Genomic DNA, 14,565 nt, shown 5'->3' with positions numbered 1-14,565 from the left:
GCCTTGCGCCGACCGGACATCAGATATCGGAGACGCAGATGCATACCAGAAGTTACGACGTTCAACTCGGGCTGTTCATCAACGGGGAATGGCGCACGGGAGGGCGTGATACCCAGCCGGTCGTCAATCCGGCTGACGAAACGGTGCTCGCCCAGTTGCCGCTTGCCACCCAGTCCGACCTCGACGATGCACTTGCCGCGGCGGCGGCCGGGTTTGCCACATGGTCGCGCACGAGCCCGTCCGAGCGGGCTGCCATCATCGACAAAGCCGCTGCGCTGATGCACGAACGCGCCGACGAGATCGGCACGCTGATGAGTTTCGAGCACGGCAAGATGCTGGCCGACGGTCTGCAGGAAGCGCACAGCTCAGCAGATATCGTCAAATGGTTCGCGGAAGAAGGGCGTCGCGCCTATGGGCGTGTGGTGCCGGGTCCGCTGCCGAATTCGCGTCAGCTCGTGCTGAAGGTGCCGGTTGGACCGGTGGCGGCGTTCACGCCATGGAATTTTCCCGTGCGGATTCCCGCGCGCACCGTGGCGGCCGCGCTCGCCGCAGGGTGCTCCGTGATTCTGAAGGCGGCCGAAGAAACGCCCGGCTCCACCATTGCGATGGTGCGATGCTTTCAGGACGCGGGTTTGCCACCCGGTGTGCTGAATCTGGTGTTCGGCGTGCCGGCAAAGATCTCGGAATATCTGATCGCGTCGGACGTCATCAAGGCCGTTGCATTCACGGGGTCGATTCCGGTCGGCAAGCATCTCGCGGGCCTGGCCGCGGTGCACGGTCTGAAGAAGCTGGTGATGGAACTGGGCGGCCATGCGCCGATGATCGTTTGCGACGACGTCGACGTCGCGCGTATTGCCACCATGACCGCCAATGCCAAGTTTCGCCAGGCCGGGCAAGCCTGCATTTCGCCGACGCGCTTCTACATTCAGGAGGGCGTGTACGGCGCCTTCATCGACAAGTTCGTCGACGTGGCCGCGAAGCTGAAGGTCGGCTCGGCCTTCGAGCCCGATACCCAGGCGAGCCCGGTTGCCAACGCACGCCGGCTCACCGCGGCGGACGAGTTCGTCAAGGATGCGGTGTCGCACGGTGCGCGATTGCTGCTCGGCGGCCAGCGTCTGAACCGCCCTGGGTTTTTCTACGCGCCGACCGTGCTGGCCGATGTGCCCGAACAGGCGCGGATCATGAACGAGGAACCGTTCGGTCCGGTGGTGCCTTTCAGTTCCTTCAAGACCGTCGAAGAAGTGCTCGAGCGCGCCAATCGATTGAAATATGGCCTTGCGGCCTATGCATTTACGGGCTCGGATCGACGCGCGTTGCAACTGTCGAATGGGCTCGAAGCCGGCATGATCGGCATTAATAGCATGCTGGTCTCCGGGCCTGAAGTGCCTTTCGGCGGCGTCAAGGAGAGCGGTATTGGCTCGGAAAACGGCGTCGAAGGCTTGCAGGCGTACCTGGTCACGAAGTTCGTGCAGCAGGCCGTGTCCTGAGTAAGCGGTGAAAGCGGCGGTCGAAACGTCGATCGCCGCTGGCTAATCTCAGAAAAGTTATATATATTATAGTTAACACCATTCCCCCGAAGCCGTGAAACCTCCGAGCATCGTTCGAAACCTGCTCATGGATTCGCCAATACGATTCGTACGACTGATGAATGAACCTATTCCGCACGATGCCAGATCCGCTCGGACTTCGACAGTCTGGGAGTCCGTGCAAACGGAAAAGCTTTCATGGCGCGTCGCGTCGCAAGTGCGAGCAGCGCTGTTCTCGAAGCAGGTGAAGGCGGGCGATTTTCTCGGCAGTGAGGCATCGCTCGCACAGCAATTCAATGTGAGCCGCACCGCCGCCCGCGATGCGTTGAGAACGCTGGAAGCGGTCGGCATCGTCGAGATCCGCATGGGCGCGAAGGGCGGCGTATGGATTGCCGGTGCGAACCTGGAGCGTTTTGCCGACGCGCTGTCGATACAACTGAGCCTGATCGGCGCCGGCGCGAGCGAGGTGTTCGACGCGCAAATGGCGATCGAGGTGCTGGCTGCGGAGAAGGCGGCAGAAAGCCTGACGGTGGCGCGCCGTACAGCACTGCGTGACGCGTTGCATGGCGTGGAAGACGCGCGCAAGCAACTCGATACTTTCACCGATGCGTCGCTGCGGTTTCACGAAGCACTCGTTGAAGCGTCGGGCAATCGGGTTCTGCTCGCGCAATTCAAGGCCTTGCGTTTCGTGCTGACACCTTTGCTTGCCACTTATACGAGCGCGGATACGGCGAATCGCGTGATTGCTTCGCATCGGCGCCTATTCAATGCGGTGTGCCGCGGTGAAGTCGAACTGGCGCGCAGTCTGATGCAGGAGCGAATCCGGATTGTCCGCACGAGCTTCATTCCGATCACGCCGACGGTATACATCCAGCCCGATCCGGAAGCGGTCCGGGCCTGAACTCACACTAATTAACGGAGACATTCATGATCATCGATGCGCACGCGCACGTTACCGCGCCGGATTCTCTTTACGTCTGGAAGTCCGGCCTTGTTTCCCATCGCGGCGCGCACGGCCGTGGCACCGCGCAGATCAGCGACGATGAAATGATGGCGGTGCTCCATGCACCGACTTTCGGCACCAAGTCGCACGTCGAGCAGTTGCGTGACATCGGCACGGACTTGCAACTGATTTCGCCGCGTCCGTATCAGATGATGCATAGCGAAAAACCCGCGAAGATCGTCCACTGGTTCACCGTGGAAACCAACGACATGATCGCGCAACAGGCGCGGCTGATGCCGCAGACGTTTCGCGGTCTTGGCGGCTTGCCGCAGGCGTGGGGCGAGCCGGTCCGCGGATGGCTGCCGGAGCTCGAGCGCTGCATCAAGGAGCTCGGTCTCGTCGGCGTGCTGCTGAATACCGACCCGAGCGAGGGTCTCGCGACCAACGAGGTGCCCGACCTCGGCAACGAATACTGGTATCCGCTGTATGAGAAGCTCGTCGAGCTGGATGTGCCCGCGTACCTGCATTCGGCGGGATGCCGGTCAGAGCGGCACAACTACTCGCTGCACTTCATCAATGAAGAAACGATTGCGGTGATGGCGCTTGCGCGCTCACGCGTCTTCAAGGATTTCCCGCAGTTGAAGATCGTTGTTTCGCACGGCGGCGGCGCGGTGCCGTATCAATTCGGCCGCTTCCAGGCGCCTTCGCTGCGGCCGGGCCGCGCGAGCGAGCCGTTTCTCGACAGCTTGCGCCGCCTCTACTACGACACGGTGCTGTATTCGGAAGAAGCGCTGCGTCTGCTCATCAAGACGGTCGGCGCGGACCGCTGCATCTTCGGCGCGGAGCGGCCGGGAGTCGGCACGGTGAAAGACCCGCAGACAGGCCGCTGGCTGGATGATATTCGTCCGATCATTGAAGGTTTCGAGTGGCTGAGCGGCGACGAGAAACGGATGATTTTCGAAGGCAACGCACGCAAGGTGTTCCGCCTCGACCAACCGGCCGGCACAGCCGCGGCACGTTGAAGGCATCGGCTATGAAAAACACATTCAACGGGAGCGTGGCATGGCACGGCTGATCGGCGCAATCGCCACGTCGCATGGCCCCTTGCTGTCGATGCCACCCGAGCTCTGGCATTTGCGGGCCGGCGCGGACCTGAAAAATCCAGCGCACTGGTTTCAAGGTCGTTCGTACGACTACCCGGCCTTGCTGGAAGCACGTGCGCCCGGGTTTGCAGCGGCGATCACCGAAGCGTCCAGGCAGGAACGTTACGCAGCTTGCCAGCACGCACTCGATACGCTTGCCGAGCGCTTCCACGCGATGAAGGCCGATCTGGTCATCGTGCTCGGCAACGATCAGCGCGAGGTGTTCAAGGACGACCTGACACCGGCGATCACGCTATTCGCGGGTGAGCAGATCGAGAACCTGCCACTGTCGGACGAGCAGCGCCGCCGTTTGCCGCCGGGAGTCGCCGAGGCGGAGGACGGCCACTGTCCGCCGGAAGGGGCGGTTTATCCCGGCGCGCCGGATCACGCGGTGACGCTGGTGCGCTCGCTGGTCGACGATGGTTTCGACATTGCCGTGTCGAACCGCTTACCCAAAGGCGAGGACCGTCAGCACGGCATTCCGCATGCGTTCGGTTTCGTCTATCGCCGTGTGATGCGCGATGCGCCGCCGCCGTCGGTGCCCGTGTTTCTGAACGTGGGCGTGGCGCCGAATCAGCCGCGCGTGGCGCGCTGCCTCGCGCTCGGTCACGCGCTCGGCGCGGCGATCCGGCGTTTGCCGCCGGCGCTTCGCGTGGTGGTGGTCGCCTCGGGCGGTATGAGTCACTTCGTGGTCGACGAAGCCCTCGATCGCCGCGTGCTGGCCGCGCTCGCCGAACGCGACGAGGCCACGTTGCGCGATATTCCAGAGCCGTATTTCAACGGCAATACGTCGGAAATCAAGAGCTGGTTGCCGCTTGTCGGTCTTGCCGCGAGCGCGTCGCTCGAGATGACGCTGATCGACTACGTCGCCTGCTATCGCTCGGAAGCCGGCACGGGCTCGGGGATGGCGTTTGCCTGCTGGGAATGAACGGCCACCACGCAGCAGCGACAGTGGCAAAAACGAATACGAGAACGAAGCTGAGGAACGGAGCAGACACGCATGAAACAAGCAGATGACACCACCCGACGCCTGCAGCGGCTCGACTGTTGCGCAGTATCGGATGCACTCGACAAGCTCGGTCTGACCGGTACGGTGACCGGTTTGCCGCAACGTTCGACCTCGCGCCGCATCGCCGGCAAGGTCGTGACCGTGAAGCTGGTGGAGGCCGCGCAAGTGAGCGCCGCCGCGCATGCCGGGGCGCCGCGCCATCTCGGCACGACGGCTGTCGAATCCGCCGGGCCGGGCGATGTAATCGTGGTCGAGCAGCGCACGGGGCTCGACGCGGGCAGTTGGGGCGGCATTCTCTCGCTCGGCGCGTCGTTACGCGGCATCGAGGGCGTGATTGCGGAGGGTCCTGTGCGCGATATCGATGAAGCGCGCCAATACGACTTCCCGGTTTTCGCACGGGCATTGACGGCCTTTACGGCACGTAATCGCGTCGCGGAAGCCGGCACCAATGTGCCGATCACGGTGGCACAGGTATGTGTTTATCCAGGCGACTACGTCATCGCCGACAACAGCGCGGTGATCTTTATCGCCGCCGCGGACGTCGAGCGCGTGCTCGCCGCTGCCGAGCAGATCGCAGGCAAGGAAGCGGCAATGGCGAAAAAGCTGCTGAATGGCGTGCCCATTGCACAGGTGATGGGTGCGGACTACGAATATATGCTGCAGGACAGGGGATAACCATGAGCGAGACGAACAACGCGAACAACGCGAACAACGGGAACAACGGGAACAACGGGAACAACGGGAACAACGGGAACAACGGGAACAACGGGAACAACGCGAACAACGGGAACAACGCCAGCGACAGCAATGCGCAGCGCGCCCAGCGCTTCGATACCGCCACACTAAGCGATGCGCTGGATCGCCTCGGCATTGTCGGTCAATGTACCGGGATCAAGCCGCGCGACGCGAGTTTCCGGCTGTGCGGCCGTGCCTTCACGATTCTCTACGGGCCGCCGACCACGCCGCCTGGCACCGTCGGCGACTATATCGACGATGTACCGGAAGGCGGTGTGATCGTGCTGGATAACGCCGGCCGTGAGGAATGCACGGTGTGGGGCGACATTCTCACGGAAATCGCCCATCGGCGGAAAATCGCCGGCACCGTTATTGACGGTATCTGCCGCGACGTGAGCCTGTGTTTATCGTTGGGTTACCCTGTGTTCAGCAAAGGGCACTGGATGCGTACCGGTAAAGACCGCGTGCAGGTCGAGAGTACCCAGGTGCCGGTCAATATCGGCAACGCGCGCGTATTGCCCGGCGACCTGCTGATTGGTGACGCGGATGGCGTGATCGTGATTCCGCGCGTTCACGAAGACCGCGTGCTGGCCGCGGCCGAAGAGATTCACGCCGCGGAGCATGCGATTCGCGAAGCGGCGCGACAAGGCATGCGGCTCGACGAGGCGCGCCAGCAGCATCGCTATCACGCGCTGCAGACCAAAGTGAGCGCCTGAGCGAGCGCATGCACGGCGCCGCGCTACGCCACGCGAATTATCAGAATATCCATCAGGAGACACCATGTCGTACCCTTTTATCGATTCGCCGCTGGTCACCGCATCGATTGAGCGGCCGGCCGCGGCAGTGATCGAGGCGGCCCGCGCTTTTCCCTCGGCGACCTTGCTCGAAGCGGCCAGCAAACGGGGCGCGCTGCCTTCGGCGATCAAGCCGGTTAGTCCCGCGTTCCGTGTCTGCGGCCCCGCAGTCACCGTGCATTCGCCGCCCGGCGACAATCTCTGGCTGCATCGCGCGCTGGTCGTCGCACAGCCGGGCGACGTGCTGGTGGTGTACACGAGCGACTACTACGAAGCCGGCTACTGGGGTGAGGTCATGTCGACGGCGGCCAAGGAGCGCGGTGTGGCGGGTCTTGTCATCGATGGTTGCGTTCGCGACGCCGAATTGCTCACGCGCATCGGTTTTCCGGTGTTCTCGCGCGGTTTGTGCATTCGTGGCACGACCAAGGATTTCGCGGCACGCGGCTGGATCAATCATCCGTTGCGGATCGGCGATGTCGCCGTGCGGGCGGGCGACCTGGTGGTGGGCGACGCGGACGGCGTGGTGGTGCTCGCGCAGGAATCGATCGACGCGACCTTGCGCGCCGCGCGCGAGCGCGAGGACAAGGAAGCGGAAATACTCGCGCGCATCGCCGCAGGCGAGTTGACGCTCGATATTTACGGCTGGAATCGCTAGACGCGCGGTTCGGGACCGAAGAGACAGAAGAGACAGAAGAGACACAGGAGCAATCGCAATGAGCAATCAAACCGCAGGCGGTCAGGAGCCTACGCTTTCCGAGCGCGCCGACGCGCTTGAACACGAGATGATCGCGGAGCTGGACCGGCGCGTGGTGAAATCGGTGATCTACACGTCGGGCGACCGCGATCCGACCCAGGCCATTGCGCCGCCGCCGGGCACGGGCCACTTCATGATGGGTGACGATCCGCGTCTGCAGAAGATGCCCGCGCAGCCCACCCTGATCGATTTTTTCAAGTACCGCTTCGGGCCGGCCAATCACGTGTTGCAAAGTGCGGCGCATGCACTGAAAGCCGGGCAGAGCGAGAAGATCGTGCTGGCCTGCCTGTTGCATGACATCAGCGTGGCCGGTTTCATTCGCGGCGATCATGGCTACTGGGGCGCGCAGATGATCGCGCCGTATGTGGACGAAGAGGTCAGTTGGGCCATCCAGTATCACCAGGCGCTGCGTTTTTTCGCGGACGAATCGGTGGGCTATGGGTATCCGGATGCGTATCTGCGCTATTTCGGCAAGGACTACGAGCCTGAGCCATATATCAAACGCGACTATGAATACGCACGCAATCACAAGTGGTACATGTCGAGCCGCTCGATCACGCTGCACGACATCTATTCGTTCGATCCGAACGCGGTGGTGAGTCTCGACGATTTCGTCGACATCATCGGACGCAATTTCCGGCAGCCGAAAGAAGGGCTCGGTTTCGACGGCAGTCCGTCGGCGCACATCTGGCGCACGATGATCTGGCCGACGAAATTCCTGTAATTGCCAGGTGGCTGCGAATGGTGCGCCGGCGGCGCGCCATGCATTCTCATTCCTCTATCGAAGTCAGCAAAGGTGTTCCCATGACAAACGAATTGCGTCCTGTCGCTCCGGCCTATGTCGGCTCGTTGAAGCCTTATCAGGCAGGCAAACCTATCGAAGAAACGGCGCGCGAATACGGACTGCCGGAAGCCAGCATCATCAAGCTCGCATCGAATGAAAATCCGCTCGGCATGCCGCCGACAGCACGCGCGGCAATCGACGCGATCGTCAACAGCGGCGCCCGCTATCCCGATCCCAACGGGCATGCGCTGAAAGTGGCGCTGGGCCAGAAGTACAACGTCGAACGCAACTGGATTACGCTTGGCAACGGTTCGAGCGACATTCTCGAACTTGTCGCGCGTGCGTTCCTGCAGGCCGCGCAACCGGGTAGCGATTGCAATGCCGTGTCGTCGCAATACGCGTTCATGGCGTGGCAGAACGCGGTCAAGGCAACCGGCGCGCGAATGGTCGCCGTGCCCGCGAAAAACTACGGCCACGATCTCGACGCCATGGCGCAAGCGGTCAACGCCGATACGCGCGTGGTGTACCTCGCGAATCCGAACAACCCGACCGGCACGTTCTTCAGTGCCGACGAACTCACCGCGTTTCTCGATCGCATTCCCGCTAACGTCGTTGTGCTGCTGGACGAGGCCTATAACGAATATCTCGAACCGCATCATCGCTACGACAGTACCGAGCTTGTGCGGCGTTATCCGAATCTCGTTGTGTCGCGAACGTTCTCGAAAGCGTTCGGCCTTGCCGGTCTGCGAGTCGGCTTCGCAATTGCCACGCCTTACGTCACCGACCTTCTGAATCGTGTGCGGCAGACCTTCAACGTCAATTCACTGGCGCAGGCCGCCGCCATCGCCGCGCTGAACGACGACGACTATCTGAATGAATCGTATCGTCTGAATCGTGAAGGGATCGTGCGGTTCTACGAAGTGTGCGACGCGCTGCGACTCCCCTATGTGAAGAGCCAGGGCAATTTCGTCGTGATCAAGGTCGGGAATTCGGCCGAGTTGTTCGATGCATTGCTCAGGCGCGGCATCATCGTGCGCAAGGTGGTGGACTACGGCCTCGGCGAGTGGTTGCGCGTGACGGTTGGATTGCCGCAGGAAAACGAAAGGTTCTTTGCGGCGTTGCGTGAGCTGGTGGTCGTCAACGCGTGAGATGGAAACTCACCTAAATTAAACTATATTATACTTTCGAGACAAAGCCCGGCCACGGACCGCCCGCAGCATCCGTGGCCACAAACAGGCAAATACAAGTCCTGTCGCTTGAAGTGATCCCCGTTGGAGCGAGACAATCCATGTTTGAGTTTATTCTGCGGAGACTGTTCCAGAGCGTCCTTGCGCTTTGGGCGATGTCGCTGCTCGTGTTTGCCGGCGTCTACGTGGTGGGCGATCCGATTGCGCTGATGGTGCCCGACAGCGCCACACCCGAGATGCGCACCCGCATCATTACATCGCTCGGACTGGATCAGCCGTGGTGGCTCCAGTACTGGCATTTCCTCACACATTCGCTGCGTGGTGACTTCGGCACGTCGTTCCTGACCGGTGCACCGGTTGCGCAGATGATCGTTTCGCGCATGCCCGCGACGCTCGAGTTGTCGGTGATCGCCATGCTGATGGCCATCGTCATCGGCATTCCGCTTGGCATGTACGCGGGATTGCGCCCCGAGAAACTGTCTTCGCGCCTCATTACCGCATCGTCGACGATCGGTTTCAGTTTGCCGACGTTCTGGGTCGGGTTGATCCTGATCCTGGTCTGCTCGGTGCTGCTTGGCTGGCTGCCTTCAGGCGGACGCGGCACGACGACGTCATGGCTCGGCATGCAGGTGAGCTTTCTGACGCTCGACGGCTGGAAGCACCTGCTGCTGCCGGCGCTGAATCTCTCGCTCTTCAACATCGCGCTGATTATCCGGCTCGCGTATTCGTCGACGCGCGAAACCGCCTTGACCGACTACGTCAAGTTCGCGCGCGCCAAAGGACTGAGCACGTCGCGCATTGTCGGCGTGCATATTCTGAAGAACATCATGATCCCGCTCGTCACGGTGATCGGCATCAACCTGGGCGGGCTGATCGCGTTTTCGATCGTCACGGAAACCGTGTTCGCATGGCCCGGCATGGGAAAACTGCTGATCGATTCGATCAACGCGCTCGATCGCCCGGTGGTCATCGCCTATCTGCTGACCGTCGGGGCGATTTATATGCTGATCAATCTGGTCGTCGACATTCTCTATTCGCTGCTCGATCCGCGCATCTCGGTGACGGCGGAGGTGAATTGACATGGGACCCACGACAGGAACGACCATGGCTGAACCGCGCGTTCAATCCGCTGTATCCGCCAATTCCACCGACTCTACCGCCCCCACGGTTAGTCCGGTGAAACGCCCGCATCGATTTGCCCGCATGGGCGGTCAACTCAGTGCGCTGTGGAGCGAATTTAGCCAGAGCAAACTTGCACTCATCGGGCTCGTGCTATTTATCGCGATTGCCGCGCTGGCGGTATTCGCGCCGTGGATTGCGCCACAGAATCCCTACGATCTCGCCCAGCTCGACCTGAGCGATTCGCAATTGCCGCCGCTCGCGCATGCATCGATGGGCACGCACATTTACTGGCTCGGCACCGACGATCAGGGGCGCGACATGCTGTCCGCGATTCTCTACGGCATGCGCACGAGCCTGTACGTGAGCCTCGCCTGCACGGTGCTCGCGTTGGTGATCGGCGTCGCGCTGGGTCTCGTCGGCGCGTTCTACGGACGCAAGGTCGATGCACTGATCATGCGGCTTGCTGACATCCAGCTTTCGTTCCCTTCGATTCTGATTGCGCTGGTGTTCATCGCGGCGTTCGGCAAGGGCGTCGACAAGATCATCTACGCACTCGTGCTGGTTCAATGGGCGGTGTATGCGCGTACCGCGCGCGGCTCGGCACTCGTCGAGTTGCGCAAGGAGTACGTGGAGGCGGCGCGCTGCCTGAAACTGAGCGACACGCGGATTATCTTCCGCCATGTGCTGCCCAATTGCGTACCGCCGTTGCTGGTGGTCGCCACCGTGCAGATGGCGACCACGATCTCGCTCGAGGCGACGCTCTCGTTTCTGGGTCTCGGGCTGCCTGTTACGGAGCCGTCGCTTGGGCTGCTGATTTCGAATGGCTATAACTACCTGCTGTCCGGTTCCTACTGGATCAGCGTTTTCCCCGGCGTCGCGCTGCTGTTGCTGATGCTGTGCCTGAACCTGATGGCGGATCGCCTGCGCGATGTGCTCAACCCGAGGTTGAAGAAATGACTCAGCCCGCATTGCAGGTGGACAATCTGTGCACCCACTTCACGACACCGCGCGGTATCGTGAAAGCGGTAAACGGTGTGAGTTTTAGCGTCGCGCGCGGCGAAATTCTGGGCGTGGTGGGCGAGTCCGGATCCGGCAAATCGCAAACCGGCTATTCGATCCTGGGTTTGATCGACCCCCCGGGCAAGGTGGTGGGCGGCAGCATCAAACTCGCGGGCGAGGAGCTGGCCGGATGCACCGAAGCGCAGTGGCGCAAGATTCGCGGCAACCGGATCTCGATGATCTTCCAGGATCCGATGATGACGCTCAATCCCGTGCTGCGTATCGACACGCAGATGATCGAGGCGGTGCTCGCGCACCGGCCGATGAGCCGTCGGGCGGCACTCGACGAAGCGCGCGCCGCGCTTGCGCAAGTTGGCATCCCCGCGCCGGACGAGCGTCTGAAGTGCTATCCGCATCAGTTCTCCGGCGGCATGCGTCAGCGCGTTGCGATTGCGATTGCACTGATCAACCGGCCCGAGGTAGTGATCGCCGACGAACCGACTACCGCGCTCGACGTTACCATTCAGGCGCAGATTCTCGGTGAAATCCAGCAACTCTGCCGCAACTCGGGCACGGCGCTGATCTGGATCACGCACGATCTTTCGGTGGTCGCGGGGCTCGCGGATCGCGTGTGCGTGATGTACGGCGGCAGGATCGCCGAATATGGCAGCGTCGATCAGGTGCTCGATACGCCGCGCCATCCGTACACGCGCGGTTTGATGAATTCGATTCCGAGCCGCAATCCCAAAGGCGTGATGTTGCGGCAGATTCCCGGCGCACCGCCTTCGCTGCTCGCCTTGGGCGGCGGCTGCGCGTTCCGTACGCGCTGCTCATCCGCGGTGCCGGAATGCGCGCAGGAGATTGCCGAGTCGATTGACCACGACGGCCACATGGTTCGCTGTATCCGGCCCGTCGTCGATGAACACGAGGAGATTGCATGACCCCGCTGCTTGAATTGCGCAACGTCACGAAGACGTTCGCACCCAGACAGGATGCAACCGGGCGCTTGGTCCGGGCAGTCACTGGACGGCAACCACCTAAGGGCGTGCATGCGGTCACCGATCTGAGCCTGAGCGTCAGCGCGGGCGAGGTGGTCGGTCTGGTCGGCGAATCCGGTTGCGGTAAGTCGACGGTCGGCCGTCTCGCGGCGGGCGTCTACTGGCCGACTAGCGGCAAACGCTACTGGCAGGATACGGATATGGCGTCGCTCGGACGGCGCGAGCGCAATCGCGCCGAACTCGATATCCAGATGATCTTCCAGGACCCGTACGCGTCGCTGAATCCACGTATGCGGGCTGCGGATATCGTCGCGGAAGGGGCACATGTGCACGGTTTCATTCGCAAGGCGGACACGCGCGATTTCGTCGGGGCGCTGTTTGAGCGGGTGGGTCTCGATCCGGATTCGATGGACCGTTTCGCTCATCAGTTCTCCGGCGGCCAGCGCGCACGTATTGGTATCGCGCGGGCGCTGTCGGTGAATCCGAAGTTTCTCGTTTGCGATGAGTCGGTGGCGGCACTCGACGTATCGATCCAGGCGCAGGTGTTGAACCTGTTTATCAAACTGCGTGAAGAGCTAGGGTTGACCTATCTGTTCATCAGCCACGATCTGGGCGTGGTGCGTCATATTGCCGATCGCATTGTCGTGATGTATCTCGGCAAGATCGTTGAATCGGGACCCACCGAGCAGGTCTATCAGAACCCGCGGCATCCGTACACGCAGGCATTGCTGGCGGAGGTGCCGTCGCTCGACAAGCGCAAGAAGACTTTCTATGCCATCAAGGGCGAGATTCCGTCGCCGCTGAATCCGCCGCCTGGGTGTCACTTCCATCCGCGCTGCCCGCACGCGTTGCCGGTTTGCAAAGAGACCGCGCCTGAATTGAAGCGTGCTGCCGACGGGCAATTCGCGGCGTGTCATCTGATCGACTGACGGCACCGTCACCCTTGAAGCCTGGCCCGGTGTGAATTGCATGGCAGCAATGCCGTGCGGTTCCCACCGGGCTTTTTCATGGGTGGCGCAAACGTGAGTCGATGTATCCGTGCGAGTCCTAATCCCGCGGCGAAAAAAAGCCGGCTTGCGCCGGCATCAAATTGCGCCGCTCGATTCTCGCTATCGAGCGGCACGTCTCGCGATCAATCGGTTCGAACCCGGGTCAGAACTTGTGGCGTATGCCCACGCCGGCGACAAGCTGCTTGTTGGTGCTCGACGTCGGCAGCGCCAGGATGACCGCGCGCGTACCGTCACCGCTCGCCAGTTGATAGTTCGCCTGGGCATACAGGTCGGTGCGTTTCGACAGGAAGTAGTCGATCCCAACCGACGTCTGGCCCCAGTGCGAACTCTCGAGCTTCGAATAGGCGTACCCTGCGCCCGCGACCAGCGCCGGTGTGAAGTGGTACAGCAAGCTGCCTTCCACGGTGCTCAGTGTTGCCGAATTGCCCATGTACGAGATCCGCGTGCCGGTGTAGTTCGCCATGATGCCGACATTGCCGATCGAATAGCTGCCGCCGAGGCCCCATGTTTTCATGCTGTCGGCCACGATCGCGCTACCCGTTAGCGGCTGGCCGAATAGCGTGTTGACGCCCAGATCGTTGGTTGGATTGATGCGGAAGTTATTGATGTCCGTATAGGCTGCGCCGAGACTGAGCGGGCCATGATCGTAGGTCAGGCCGAAACTCATCGAACTGTTCTGATGGAAGTTGCCCGCCGTATTACCGAAGCCGTACATCGCGCCAGCGGTGAAGCCGCCGAAATTGTTGCTGACGAATTTGACCGTGTTATCCAGCCGGTCGCCCGATACGCGGTCGTAGTCGCCCGGATGGAACGCATACACGCCGGCGATGTAGGCGATCGAAAAGTTGCCGATGATGTCGCCCATGAAGTCGTATTGATGGCCGAGCGTCAGCGTGCCGATCTGGTTCGCGAGACCGACGTAAGCCTGGCGCCCGAACATGAGGCCACCCTGACCCATGCTGCCGTCGTTCAGGTTGAAGCCGTTTTCAAGGCGAAACAGCGCTTGCAGGCCACCACCCAGATCTTCGGTGCCCTTGAAGCCGAGCCGGTTGCCCTGAGGGACACCCGTGTCGAAGACCCACGCGGAATGACCGCCGCTGTTGCTAACGTAGCTGATGCCCGAGTCGACGATCCCGTAAATCGTCACACTGCTCTGCGCCTGTGCACCCGCTGCAAAAGTACAAAGTGACACGGCAGCAAGAGGTACGGCGAGGGTTTTTCTCATTGTTTGTCTCCTTTCCATGAATAGTCTGCGCCAGTTTTGTTGAAGATGCCGCATGTTTTGCGAGGCTTCGCGCGCAGTTGTTCCCGCCTCGCAACGTGTTGCACGCGCAACCATTTCGTTGTGGGAACGAAAGGCCGTGCGGCGGTCCTGCATCGCCCGTCATCAACTTGAGCAGTGCTTGACTTCGATAGAAGTGTATAACGATAATATAGTTATACAGAAAGAATTTTGGCACGGCGAAGATGCTCGTAAACACGAAGTGACTCAGGCGCGCAGTTGCCGTTAATGCGCGGGTGTTTCAGGCCGGTGCGCTGTTTTCAGAGGGGAGCCGTCAAGT

General features: G+C 61.5%; 14 protein-coding genes. 13 read left to right on the top strand and 1 reads right to left on the bottom strand.

The features are described 5' to 3' along the window. Nucleotides 1–38: 38 nt before the first annotated feature. From PQR67_RS21675 to PQR67_RS21615, 13 genes are all read left to right on the top strand, one after another. A complete protein-coding gene (locus PQR67_RS21675; RefSeq protein WP_408463757.1) occupies nucleotides 39–1,487 on the top strand; it encodes an NAD-dependent succinate-semialdehyde dehydrogenase in 1,449 nt (482 codons plus the stop codon). Nucleotides 1,488–1,644: 157 nt separating this feature from the next. Further along, nucleotides 1,645–2,427, top strand: coding sequence for a FadR/GntR family transcriptional regulator (locus PQR67_RS21670; RefSeq protein ID WP_408463754.1), 783 nt, complete (start codon nucleotides 1,645–1,647; stop codon nucleotides 2,425–2,427). 26 nt (nucleotides 2,428–2,453) lie between these two features. Beyond that, the gene (locus PQR67_RS21665) at nucleotides 2,454–3,491 is read left to right on the top strand and encodes an amidohydrolase family protein (RefSeq protein ID WP_408463751.1); all 1,038 of its coding nucleotides are present in this window, start codon (nucleotides 2,454–2,456) and stop codon (nucleotides 3,489–3,491) included. Nucleotides 3,492–3,531: 40 nt separating this feature from the next. Beyond that, complete coding sequence (locus PQR67_RS21660) at nucleotides 3,532–4,539, top strand: DODA-type extradiol aromatic ring-opening family dioxygenase (RefSeq protein WP_408463748.1); 1,008 nt, start codon at nucleotides 3,532–3,534, stop codon at nucleotides 4,537–4,539. Between the two features lie 72 nt (nucleotides 4,540–4,611). Beyond that, the gene (locus PQR67_RS21655; protein ID WP_408463745.1) at nucleotides 4,612–5,295 is read left to right on the top strand and encodes an RraA family protein; all 684 of its coding nucleotides are present in this window, start codon (nucleotides 4,612–4,614) and stop codon (nucleotides 5,293–5,295) included. A gap of 2 nt (nucleotides 5,296–5,297) precedes the next feature. After that, nucleotides 5,298–6,071, top strand: a complete 774-nt coding sequence (locus PQR67_RS21650; RefSeq protein ID WP_408463742.1) for an RraA family protein — start codon at nucleotides 5,298–5,300, stop codon at nucleotides 6,069–6,071. A gap of 64 nt (nucleotides 6,072–6,135) precedes the next feature. Continuing rightward, entirely contained in the window at nucleotides 6,136–6,804 is a 669-nt protein-coding gene (locus tag PQR67_RS21645; protein ID WP_408463739.1) for a 4-carboxy-4-hydroxy-2-oxoadipate aldolase/oxaloacetate decarboxylase, read from the top strand. Between the two features lie 58 nt (nucleotides 6,805–6,862). Further along, nucleotides 6,863–7,627: an HD domain-containing protein gene (locus PQR67_RS21640; RefSeq protein ID WP_408463736.1), complete on the top strand. Its 765-nt coding sequence runs from the start codon at nucleotides 6,863–6,865 to the stop codon at nucleotides 7,625–7,627. Nucleotides 7,628–7,707: 80 nt separating this feature from the next. After that, a complete protein-coding gene (hisC, locus tag PQR67_RS21635) occupies nucleotides 7,708–8,835 on the top strand; it encodes a histidinol-phosphate transaminase (RefSeq protein WP_408463733.1) in 1,128 nt (375 codons plus the stop codon). A 140-nt stretch (nucleotides 8,836–8,975) separates the two neighbouring features. After that, nucleotides 8,976–9,953, top strand: a complete 978-nt coding sequence (locus PQR67_RS21630) for an ABC transporter permease (protein WP_408463730.1) — start codon at nucleotides 8,976–8,978, stop codon at nucleotides 9,951–9,953. Between the two features lie 25 nt (nucleotides 9,954–9,978). After that, the gene (locus PQR67_RS21625) at nucleotides 9,979–10,953 is read left to right on the top strand and encodes an ABC transporter permease (RefSeq protein WP_408463727.1); all 975 of its coding nucleotides are present in this window, start codon (nucleotides 9,979–9,981) and stop codon (nucleotides 10,951–10,953) included. Continuing rightward, nucleotides 10,950–11,936, top strand: coding sequence for an ABC transporter ATP-binding protein (locus PQR67_RS21620; protein WP_408463724.1), 987 nt, complete (start codon nucleotides 10,950–10,952; stop codon nucleotides 11,934–11,936). Before PQR67_RS21625 ends, PQR67_RS21620 begins: the two co-directional genes overlap by 4 nt. Further along, nucleotides 11,933–12,922: an ABC transporter ATP-binding protein gene (locus PQR67_RS21615; RefSeq protein WP_408463721.1), complete on the top strand. Its 990-nt coding sequence runs from the start codon at nucleotides 11,933–11,935 to the stop codon at nucleotides 12,920–12,922. Before PQR67_RS21620 ends, PQR67_RS21615 begins: the two co-directional genes overlap by 4 nt. Nucleotides 12,923–13,145: 223 nt before the next feature. On the opposite strand, the gene PQR67_RS21610 is transcribed toward PQR67_RS21615, so the two are convergent. Next, nucleotides 13,146–14,228, bottom strand: coding sequence for a porin (locus PQR67_RS21610; protein WP_408463718.1), 1,083 nt, complete (start codon nucleotides 14,226–14,228; stop codon nucleotides 13,146–13,148). Nucleotides 14,229–14,565 lie beyond the last annotated feature (337 nt).

It is taken from the genome of Paraburkholderia fungorum (genome assembly GCF_046026025.1).
GTDB classification, from domain to species: Bacteria; Pseudomonadota; Gammaproteobacteria; order Burkholderiales; family Burkholderiaceae; genus Paraburkholderia; species Paraburkholderia fungorum_E.
The sequence above is the reverse complement of the archived record's forward strand: the minus strand, read 5'-3'. Positions and strand labels throughout refer to the sequence as shown.

Bases quoted from the DNA above. Each gene is read 5' to 3' on its own strand.
- PQR67_RS21675 (WP_408463757.1), top strand. From the start codon at position 39: ATGCATACCAGAAGTTACGACGTTCAACTCGGGCTGTTCATCAACGGG.
- PQR67_RS21670 (WP_408463754.1), top strand. From the start codon at position 1,645: ATGAATGAACCTATTCCGCACGATGCCAGATCCGCTCGGACTTCGACA.
- PQR67_RS21665 (WP_408463751.1), top strand. From the start codon at position 2,454: ATGATCATCGATGCGCACGCGCACGTTACCGCGCCGGATTCTCTTTAC.
- PQR67_RS21660 (WP_408463748.1), top strand. From the start codon at position 3,532: ATGGCACGGCTGATCGGCGCAATCGCCACGTCGCATGGCCCCTTGCTG.
- PQR67_RS21655 (WP_408463745.1), top strand. From the start codon at position 4,612: ATGAAACAAGCAGATGACACCACCCGACGCCTGCAGCGGCTCGACTGT.
- PQR67_RS21650 (WP_408463742.1), top strand. From the start codon at position 5,298: ATGAGCGAGACGAACAACGCGAACAACGCGAACAACGGGAACAACGGG.
- PQR67_RS21645 (WP_408463739.1), top strand. From the start codon at position 6,136: ATGTCGTACCCTTTTATCGATTCGCCGCTGGTCACCGCATCGATTGAG.
- PQR67_RS21640 (WP_408463736.1), top strand. From the start codon at position 6,863: ATGAGCAATCAAACCGCAGGCGGTCAGGAGCCTACGCTTTCCGAGCGC.
- hisC (WP_408463733.1), top strand. From the start codon at position 7,708: ATGACAAACGAATTGCGTCCTGTCGCTCCGGCCTATGTCGGCTCGTTG.
- PQR67_RS21630 (WP_408463730.1), top strand. From the start codon at position 8,976: ATGTTTGAGTTTATTCTGCGGAGACTGTTCCAGAGCGTCCTTGCGCTT.
- PQR67_RS21625 (WP_408463727.1), top strand. From the start codon at position 9,979: ATGGCTGAACCGCGCGTTCAATCCGCTGTATCCGCCAATTCCACCGAC.
- PQR67_RS21620 (WP_408463724.1), top strand. From the start codon at position 10,950: ATGACTCAGCCCGCATTGCAGGTGGACAATCTGTGCACCCACTTCACG.
- PQR67_RS21615 (WP_408463721.1), top strand. From the start codon at position 11,933: ATGACCCCGCTGCTTGAATTGCGCAACGTCACGAAGACGTTCGCACCC.
- PQR67_RS21610 (WP_408463718.1), bottom strand. From the start codon at position 14,228: ATGAGAAAAACCCTCGCCGTACCTCTTGCTGCCGTGTCACTTTGTACT.